This window comes from Dietzia sp. DQ11-71, assembly GCF_014144995.1.
In the GTDB taxonomy this organism is placed as follows: Bacteria; Actinomycetota; Actinomycetes; order Mycobacteriales; family Mycobacteriaceae; genus Dietzia; species Dietzia kunjamensis.
Genome location: NZ_JAALDT010000085.1, coordinates 1 through 9,351, shown reverse-complemented (window position 1 = coordinate 9,351; position 9,351 = coordinate 1). Strand labels below are relative to the sequence as shown.

General features: G+C 67.1%; 9 protein-coding genes. 5 read left to right on the top strand and 4 right to left on the bottom strand.

What is annotated here, in order from left to right:
- The 4 genes from G6023_RS03550 to G6023_RS03535 all read right to left on the bottom strand — a co-directional run.
- Positions 1-220: sugar nucleotide-binding protein (locus tag G6023_RS03550; protein WP_182634099.1), on the bottom strand; the 220-nt coding region annotated here is incomplete at its 3' end.
- Entirely contained in the window at positions 217-1,098 is an 882-nt protein-coding gene (gene rfbA, locus G6023_RS03545; RefSeq protein ID WP_182634098.1) for a glucose-1-phosphate thymidylyltransferase RfbA, read from the bottom strand. The genes G6023_RS03550 and rfbA, both read right to left, overlap by 4 nt.
- The gene (gene rfbB, locus G6023_RS03540; RefSeq protein WP_182634097.1) at positions 1,095-2,138 is read right to left on the bottom strand and encodes a dTDP-glucose 4,6-dehydratase; all 1,044 of its coding nucleotides are present in this window, start codon (positions 2,136-2,138) and stop codon (positions 1,095-1,097) included. Before rfbB ends, rfbA begins: the two co-directional genes overlap by 4 nt.
- Before the next feature lie 10 nt (positions 2,139-2,148).
- Complete coding sequence (locus G6023_RS03535) at positions 2,149-3,186, bottom strand: YihY/virulence factor BrkB family protein (protein WP_241727655.1); 1,038 nt, start codon at positions 3,184-3,186, stop codon at positions 2,149-2,151.
- 362 nt (positions 3,187-3,548) lie between these two features.
- On the opposite strand from G6023_RS03535, the gene G6023_RS03530 reads away from it, so the two are divergent.
- From G6023_RS03530 to G6023_RS03510, 5 genes are all read left to right on the top strand, one after another.
- Positions 3,549-4,769 (top strand): C4-dicarboxylate TRAP transporter substrate-binding protein, encoded by a 1,221-nt coding sequence (locus G6023_RS03530; RefSeq protein ID WP_182634096.1) that lies wholly within the window; start codon positions 3,549-3,551, stop codon positions 4,767-4,769.
- On the top strand, positions 4,766-5,332 hold the full coding sequence (locus G6023_RS03525) for a TRAP transporter small permease subunit (RefSeq protein WP_120284228.1): 567 nt from the start codon (positions 4,766-4,768) through the stop codon (positions 5,330-5,332). Before G6023_RS03530 ends, G6023_RS03525 begins: the two co-directional genes overlap by 4 nt.
- The gene (locus G6023_RS03520; RefSeq protein ID WP_120284230.1) at positions 5,325-6,827 is read left to right on the top strand and encodes a TRAP transporter large permease; all 1,503 of its coding nucleotides are present in this window, start codon (positions 5,325-5,327) and stop codon (positions 6,825-6,827) included. Before G6023_RS03525 ends, G6023_RS03520 begins: the two co-directional genes overlap by 8 nt.
- Positions 6,828-6,895: 68 nt before the next feature.
- The gene (locus G6023_RS03515) at positions 6,896-8,053 is read left to right on the top strand and encodes an acyl-CoA dehydrogenase family protein (protein WP_182634095.1); all 1,158 of its coding nucleotides are present in this window, start codon (positions 6,896-6,898) and stop codon (positions 8,051-8,053) included.
- Between the two features lie 31 nt (positions 8,054-8,084).
- The coding region (locus G6023_RS03510; protein WP_182634094.1) for an AMP-binding protein at positions 8,085-9,351 on the top strand (1,267 nt) is incomplete at its 3' end.

The window sequence follows — 9,351 nt, the reverse complement described above, 5'->3', positions numbered from 1 at the left end:
CGCCATCGACGTCGGTGTACGCGGCCGCGTTGATCACGACCTCCGGTGCGTGACGGTCCAGGGCGGAGGCGATCGAGGCCGGGGCGGTGAGGTCGAGCTCGTCGCGACCCACCGCGACCGCGCCACCGCCGAGCTGACGCCTCGATTGCCTGTCCAGGTAGTGCCCGAGCTGTCCGCGACCGCCCGTCGCGAGGATCCGCGGCCACCGGCCGGCGGTCACAGGCTGCGCCCCTTCTCGCGGCGCAGAATGTCCAGAAGGTACAGGCCGTACCCCGATTTGCGCAGGTCGTGGGCGTGGACCGTGAGCTCGTCGTCGTCGATATATCCCATCCGCCATGCCACCTCCTCCGGGCAGCCGATCTTCAGGCCCTGCCGGTCCTCGATCGTGCGGACGTAGTTGCCCGCGTCGAGTAGGGAGTCGTGCGTACCCGTGTCCAGCCACGCCGTGCCCCGTGGCAGCACCTCCACCTGCAGTCGGCCCTCGCGCAGGTAGTGCCGGTTGATGTCGGTGATTTCGTACTCGCCGCGCGCGGACCTGCCGAGCCCGCGCGCTACGTCCACCACGTCGGCGCTATAGAAGTAGAGGCCGGGGACGGCGAAATCGGAGGACGGGTCCTCTGGCTTCTCCTCCAGGCTGATCGCGCGGCCGTCGGCGTCGAAGTCGATCACCCCGTACTCGCTCGGATTGGAGACGCGGTAGGCGAACACGGCGCCACCCTCGGGCTCGACGAAGCGCCGCAGCTGCGTGCCCATGCCCGGTCCGTAGAAAATGTTGTCGCCCAGGATCAACGCCACCGACTCGTCGCCGATGTGCTCGGCACCCAGCACAAATGCCTGCGCCAGCCCCTCGGGCGTGGACTGCTCGATGTAGCTGAGCGTGATGCCGAACTGGCTGCCGTCGCCCAGCAGCCGGCGGAACTGCGGCGCATCCGCGGGGGTCGTGATGATGAGGATGTCCCGGATCCCCGCCAGCATGAGCGTCGACAGCGGGTAGTAGATCATCGGCTTGTCGTACACCGGCATCAACTGCTTGCTCGTCGCCAGGGTGAGCGGGCTCAACCGGGTGCCGCTGCCGCCGGCCAGCACGATGCCCTTCACAGCACCTTCTCCGTCTGCGCATACTTCGCCTCGACGCGTTCCTTGACCGGCTCCCACCAGTCGCGGTTGTCGCGGTACCACTCGATGGTCTGGCGCAACCCCTCGCGCAGGTCGGTGTGCCGCGGCTCCCAGCCCAGTTCCTCCCGGGTGGCGGTGGCGTCGATGGCGTAACGCAGGTCGTGGCCCGGGCGGTCGGTGACGTGATCAAAACCGGGATCTCCTGCGGCTCCGCCGTTGTCGTCGCCGGTGACCCCCATGAGCTCGCAGATCATCTGCATCACCTGCAGGTTGGAGTGCTCGCCGTCCGCTCCGATGAGGTAGGTGCGGCCGGGCTCGCCGTCAGACAGGATGCGCAGGACGGCGGAGTTGTGGTCGTCGACGTGGATCCAGTCCCGCACGTTCGCGCCACTGCCGTAGAGACGGGGTCGCTGGCCGGTGAGGATATTGGTGATCTGCCGCGGGATGAACTTCTCGACGTGCTGATACGGGCCGTAATTATTGGAGCAGTTGCTGATGGTGGCGCGCACGCCGAAGCTGCGGACCCACGCCCGCACGAGCATGTCCGCGCCGGCCTTGGTGGCCGAGTAGGGGCTCGACGGGTTGTACGCGGTTGCCGGGGTGAACTTGGCCGGATCGTCGAGCTGCAGGTCCCCGTAGACCTCGTCCGTCGACACGTGGTGCAGGCGCACGTCATGCCGCCGACACGCCTCGAGCACGGCGTAGGTGCCGACGATGTTGGAGTGCAGGAAGGGCCACGGGGTGGCCAGCGAATTGTCGTTGTGGCTCTCCGCGGCGAAGTGCACCACGGCGTCGTCCGGCCCCGTCAGCTCGGAGACCAGCCGGTCGGTGACCGCCGGGTCCGCGCAGTCCGCCTCGACCAACTCCACCCGCTCGTCGGGCAGTCCGTCCAGGTTGGCGCGGTTCGCGGCGTACGTCATGGAATCCAGCACCGTGACGTGGGCATCGGGGTGCTCACGGACCACGGTGCGGATGAAGTTGGCGCCGATGAACCCGGCTCCACCGGTGACGACGAGGCGCATGCACCCAACCCTACCGCCGCGAACGATCCGCCTCGGCCGCCTCCCCGGTGATGCCCGCTGCCGAGTGGTCCGAGGAGCCGAGTGCGCGGTCATCGAGTGTGTGGTCGTCGGGCACGCGGAGCAGCTCCCGATAGGCGGCGAGCATCTCCTCCCGTCGCCGGGCCTGGCGCTCGCTCGCGGCCGTCACCCGCGGGGTCACCAGTACCGCCTCCTCCGCGGAGATCCCCGCGCGCAACTGCCGCACACGCAGCACCTCCGCATCCAGCCGGACGCCGTAGACCACCGCCATGTTCACCAACCACAGCCACAGCAGGAAGACGATCACCCCCGCGAGAGATCCGTACACCTCGTTGAAGTTTCCGAACCTGGAGACGAAGAAGTTGAATCCGGCGGTGGCCACGCCGATGATCACCAGCGCCGCCGCCGCTCCGAGGGACACCCAGCTGAACCTGCGTCCCGACACATTGGGGGCGAACCGGTAGAGGATCGCCAGCGCGAGAACCGCCGACACCATCCCGGCCGGCCACTTGGCGATCTCCCATACGGCCAGTGCGGTGTCACCGAGGCCGATCCACCCGCCGACCGTCTCTGCGACGGGGCCGGTGAACACCAGGGCCAGACCGCCGACGACCACCAACGCGATGAGCAATGCCGTAAGCAGCGCCCCGGCGGGCATCAGCCGCCAGATGGGCCGCCCCTCCTCGACCCCGTACACGGCGTTCATCGCGCGGCCCAGCGCCCACACATAGCGTGAGGCCGACCACAGCGCCACGACCGTGCCCACGAGGAGTGCTGTCCCGGCGGCCGGCGTGGTCACCAACGCCTCGATCGGCCCGCGGACCGGGTCGAGCACGTCGGGCGGCGCGACGTCGGAGAGCATGTCCATGACGGCGTCGACGGTCCGGTTCCCCTGGCCGAACACGCCGAGCAGCGAGATCACCACCAGGATCGCCGGGAAGAGCGAGAGCACGCCGTAGAAGGTGAGCGAGCCCGCGAGATCGGGGCCGCGGTCGCGCAGGAACTCCCCCACGGACCGCACGAGTACCATTCGGACGGTCCGCAATCCTCTGCGGGCAGTCGCCGCGGGCCCTCCGGATGTCGTCATGTCCCGATTGTGACTGCTGTCGGCGCTCATCCCGCGTGGGCGCGCCACACGCCGCGCCCACCACGACCATCCGCCTGGGCATCTGAGTGCCTGGTGCTGCGTGCTGCGTGCCGCAATGCGCAATCCATGACAATGATTGTCTTGACAAGACGTCAACGCCCGATTAACTTAACGAACGTTCGAAACGTGACGTGGATTACATCGCTTTCGCAGCTGATCGACCAGTTCGACCCGCCCCCTCAGGCCATCCATCAGGACCCCGGACGCCCCTTCGAGCGCCCGGCCCGGAACCAGAAGGATCCCCGATGCCCACCAGCACCCGAAGCCGCGTGGCCCGACGCGCAGCGCTCGCCCTGACGATGATCGGATCGCTCGTCGCCACGGGCTGCGCCGGCGGCCACCGCATCACCGGCGACAGCATCGAGACGATGGAGCCGATCACACTGCGCTACGGCGACTACACGACCGTCTCCTCGGCTGGCCCCTTCCGCGACTTCGCCGCGCAGGTCGAGGAAGAGACCGGCGGGAAGATCACCTTCGACGAGTACTGGGGCGGCAGCCTGGTCAAGGGCGCCGACATGGCGCAGGGGGTCCGCGGCGGGATCGTGGACATGGGCATGTTCACCCCGAGTTACTACCCGTCAGAGTTCCCCATGACCGACTGGACCTCCCAGATGGCCAGCGTCGTCGAGCCGGAGTACCCGCTCGGCATGATGCAGGCCTTCGCCGGCGGCAGCGAGTTCGCGCTCACCAATCCGCTGATCGAGAAGCAGTTCTCGGACCAGGACATCAAGCTGCTGTTCACCTGGACCCCGTCGACCAACTACCACCTCGTGTGCAAAGAGCCCGTCAACAGCCTCGAGGAGGCCCGCGGCAAGCGGGTTCGCAGCGGCGGCGCCTTCAACTACGGCGAGATCGAAGCGCTCGGAATGGTCCCGGTGACCCTTCCGACCGGCGAGATCTACGAGGGCCTGCAGCGCGGGGTGATCGACTGCTCCCTGGCTAACGGCAAGATCATGATCGCCCTCGGCCTGTGGGAGGTCGCAAAACACTACGTCGACATCCCGTTCTCGAGCTACACGCAGTACGTGATCATGAACAAGAACGTCTGGGACAAGCTCCCCGAGGACGCCCGTCAGGTCATCGACGAGGCCCGGGAGACGTGGTTCGAGGGCTACCTCCGCGAGGAGGGGATCATCCTTCAACAGCGCCTGCTGGCCGAGGGCGCGGACATGGGCGTGAACTTCTACGACGTCGCCCCCGGACTCCAGGACACCCTCGAGGCCTACCAGGAGGAGTCGCTGCGTTCCCTGCCGGACCGCGCACCAGAGGGCCTAGAGGATCCCGAGGGAACTGTCGAGCGGTACCGCCAGATCATGGCCGACTGGAAGACCCGGCTGGAGGACATGGGATACGACGACCCGGCCCTCGCCGAGATCCCGGACGATCCCGAAACCGTGGAGATCGACCTGGACCCCTACATGCAGACGGTTCGGTCGGAGATCTTCGACCGCACCGCACCGTGACCCCCTCAGACCGGTTGGAGAACATGATGGACACCACCACCACCGTTGCGGAGCGACTCGTTCCGGGACAGCGGGCCCTCTCCCGGGTGCTGTACGCGTGTGCCGTGATCGCGGGGATCGCCACCTTGGTCCTGGCGCTGCACATCGCCGCGGACGTCAGCTCCCGCAACCTGACGGGCGCCCCCCTGTCCGGCACGCTCGAAATCACCCAAAACTGGTCGATGGTCCTCATCGTGATGCTCGCTATGGGGTACGCGGAGCAGATCGGCGAGCACATCAACGCCACCATCCTCACCCAGTACCTCGACCCCGTCTCGCGTTGGTGGTCGGACCTGGTCGTCAAGGGTCTGATGTTCCTGTTCGTCTGTGCACTGACCTACTACTCGATCACCGCGGCGGTCTTCGCCGTCGAGGTCCAGCAGGTCGCCCTCGGGGCGATCACCATCCCGATCTGGCCGGTCAAGATCGTCCTCGCAATCGGATTCGCCCTGTTCGCCCTCCAGCTCCTGGTGTCGATCATCAGCCTGTTGACCAACGACCGTCCGAGGAAGTCCCATGTCTGACACCACCCTCGCCACCGACTACACCGGCCTAGAACCGGACGACGACCTCGGCGCCCCGGAACCGAACCGCAACCTCATCCGGGCCTACTGGGGCAACTTCGGCTTCTCGCTGATCATCGCCGCGGTCATCCTGTTCACACCGAACCTGCCAGACCTCATGGTCGGCCTCCTGACGATCGTGCTGTCGATCGTCGCCATGGTCGCCGGTATCCACGTGGGGATCGCGATCATGGGCGCCGGTGCGGTCGGCCTGTGGAAGCTAGCGGGCACAAGCGCCGTCGCAGTCACGTTCGAGGACGTCCCCTTCACCTCCGCCGCCAGCTGGAGCCTGTCCGTCATCCCGCTGTTCATCCTCATGGGCGTGGCGATGGGCCGGTTCAACCTGACCGGAAAACTGTTCACCTCGGCCCAGGCCTGGCTCGGCCGGCTGCCCGGTGGACTGGCGGTCTCGACCAACTTCGCCGGCGCCGGACTGGCGGCCTCGAGCGGTAGCTCGATCGCGATCTCCTACGCCCTGGGCCGCACGACCATCCCCGAGATGCTCCGTGCCGGATACAAGCCGTCCCTGGCGACCGGCGTGGTCGCCATGTCCGGCACCTTGGGAATGCTCATCCCGCCGAGTGTGGTGCTGGTGATCTACGCCGGTGTCGCCGAGACGCCCGTCGGCCCGCAGTTGCTCGCCGCGCTCATCCCGGGACTGATCACGGCGATGGCGTACGCGACCCTCATCGTCGTCAGGTGCACCATCGACCCGACCCTCGCGCCCCGGTCGACCACCCACTACACCTGGGGCCAGCGGATCCGGTCCCTCGGGGACATCACCCCGGTCGCGTTGATCCTCATCCTCATCATCGGTGGCATGTACACCGGAATCTTCACGCCCACCGAGGCCGGGGCCTTCGGTGCGATCGCGGCAATCCTGCTGGGTTGGCTGTTCGGTGACGACCGTTCCGTCGGACACCTCGTGCGGACGGTGCTGACCTCGCTCCGCGAGACCGCGGCCGGCGTCGCCTCGATCTTCCTGCTCCTCATGGGCGTGCACGTGCTCACCCGCGTGGTGGCCTTGTCCGGGGTCGCCAACTGGCTCACCGACACGATCACCTCGCTGGGACTGAGCCGGACCCTGTTCCTCGTCGGACTGATCTTCGTGTTCCTCATCCTGGGCATGTTCATGGACGGCCTGGCGATGATCCTGCTCACGGTCCCGATCCTCATGCCGGTGCTCGACACCTACGACATCAGCCTCCTGTGGTTCGGCGTGTTCATGGTGATCCTCGTCGAGCTCGCGCTGGTCACCCCTCCGATCGGCATGCTCAGTTACATCGTTCACCGGATCGCGTCGAACCCCGAGGTCAACCTGGGGGTGACCGTGCGACTGTCCGACGTGTTCAAGGGAGTGGCCTGGTTCGTGGCCACCAGCGCCGTGATCCTCCTCGCCCTGATCTTCTTCCCCGACATCGCCCTCTGGCTGCCCAATTCCTCCGCCGCGGAGTGACCGGGTCATCGCCACACGCCACGGCCAGACACCACCAGACACCAGCAACACGAACCTCAGGAGTACACATGCAGCGGACGATCTTCACCCGAGAGCAGGACGAGTTCCGCCAGTTGGTGCGTGACTTCATCGCCAAGGAGGTCGCCCCCCACCGCGAGGAGTGGGACGAGCTCGGCAGGCCCCCGCGCGAGTTCTTCCACAAGCTCGGCGAGCTCGGGATCCTAGGCGTCCAGGTCCCCGAGGAGTTCGGGGGCGGCGGCGAGACGAGCTTCAAGTACAGCGCGATCGTGTTCGAGGAGGTCGCCCGAGCGGGAGTGTCCTTCGGCTCGTACACCGTGCACTGCTGCCTGATCCTGCCGTACCTCATGGAGTACGGGACGCCCGAGCAGCTGCAGCGGTGGCTGCCGGCCTTCGCCTCCGGCGAGCTGATGACCGCTATCGCCATGACCGAGCCCGGTACCGGGTCGGACCTGGCGAACATCTCCACCACCGCCAAGCTCAGTGCCGACGGCACCCACTACGTCGTCAACGGTTCCAAGACGTTCATCACCGGCGGCGTGACCGCGGACATGATCCTCACGGTCTGCCGTACCTCACCGTTCGACCCGGACTACCGCCGTCACGGCCTGTCCATCCTCTGCGTCCCCACCGACTCCGAGGGCTTCGCCGTGGGCCGCAAGCTCGACAAGATCGGTCTGCGCCAGCAGGACACCGCGGAGCTGTCGTACAACGACGTCAAGGTGCCGGTCGAGAACCTCCTCGGCGAGAAGGACGCGGCGTTCTCCTACCTCACCCACAACCTCCCGCAGGAACGCCTGAGCATCGCGCTCAACGCGGTCTCCCAGTCCGAGGCCGCGCTGCGGCTGGCCACCGACTACACGCGTGAACGCAACGTCTTCGGCAAACCCGTCTCGAGCTTCCAGAACACCAAGTTCGTGCTGGCGGAGTGCGCAACCGAGGTCGAGGTGGCCCGCGTCTACGTGGATCACTGCCTGGAGTTGCTCGACCGGGGCGAGCTCACCGTGGCGGACGCCGCCAAGGCCAAGCTCCACGCCACCGAGATGGCCGCGCGTGTAATCGACCGGTGCCTGCAGCTGCACGGCGGGTACGGCTACATCACCGAGTACCCCATCGCCCGCCTCTACACGGACACCCGCGTCTCCCGGATCTACGGCGGAACCAGCGAGGTCATGAAGACCATCATCGCCAAGAGCCTCGGGCTCTGACGCTCCGCGCGGACACCACAGGAGGACATCTATGTATCCAGGAAAATGGGCCGCGTCCACTCCGGACAAGCCCGCAGTCATCGAGGACGCCACCGGTCGGGTGATGACCTACGCCCAGCTCGAGGAACGATCGGCCCGATTCGTTAACTGGCTCCTGGCACAGGGGCTCAAGCCGGGCGATCACATCGCCGCGCTCTCGGTCAACGACGCCACCGTGTTTGAGCTCTACTGGGGCGCGATGCGTTGCGGCCTGTACTTCACGATGGTCAACACCCACCTGGCCACCGACGAGGTCGCCTACATCGTCGGCGACAGCGGCGCCCGGGTCCTCGTGGTGTCCGCACCACTGGCCGAGCTCGGCGAGGCGATCGTCGAACAGTCGCCCCACGTGGAGCACCGGCTGGCCTTCGGCGGCGAGATCCCCGGCCACCTCGACTACGAGGCGGCCGTGGGAAGCATGCCCAGCACCCCGCCGGCAGATCAACCGCGCGGCGCGGACATGCTCTACTCCTCGGGCACGACCGGACGCCCCAAGGGCATCAAGCCGGCCCTCGACGGCGCACAGGTGGGCGACGAGCCCGGCCCCAACGTCATCGCCCGGATGAAGATCAACTACGACTTCAACCCGGACACGGTGTACCTCTCGCCAGCGCCCGTCTACCACGCGGCCCCGCTGCGCTACGCCACCGGAACCCAGGCACACGGCGGCACCGTAATCCTCATGGACCGCTTCGACCCCGAGAACTGCCTGGCCGCCATCGAGAAGTACGGCGTCACCCACAGCCAGTGGGTGCCCACCCACTTCATCCGCATGCTCCGCCTCCCCGAGGAAGTGCGCGAGGCCTACGATGTCTCGTCACTCGAGGTGGCCATCCATGCCGCGGCCCCGTGCCCGATCGAGGTCAAGGAGGCCATGCTGGACTGGTGGGGCCCGGTGGTCTACGAGTACTACTCCTCCACCGAGTCAAACGGCACCACCACGATCGCCCCCGAGGAGTGGCGGCGTAAGCCCGGCAGCGTCGGCCGCGTGGGCAAGGGGTCCCCCGCCATCCTCCACGTCTGCGACGAACTGGGCGGCGAACTGCCTGCCGGGGAGACCGGCTGGATCTACTTCGAACGGCACGACTACGCCTTCGAATACCACAACGATCCCGAGAAGACCGCCGAGACGCGGCACCCCGACCACCCCGAGTGGACCACCCTCGGCGACATCGGACACGTCGACGACGAGGGCTTCCTCTACCTCACCGACCGCGCCAAGTTCACCATCATCTCGGGCGGGGTCAACATCTACCCGC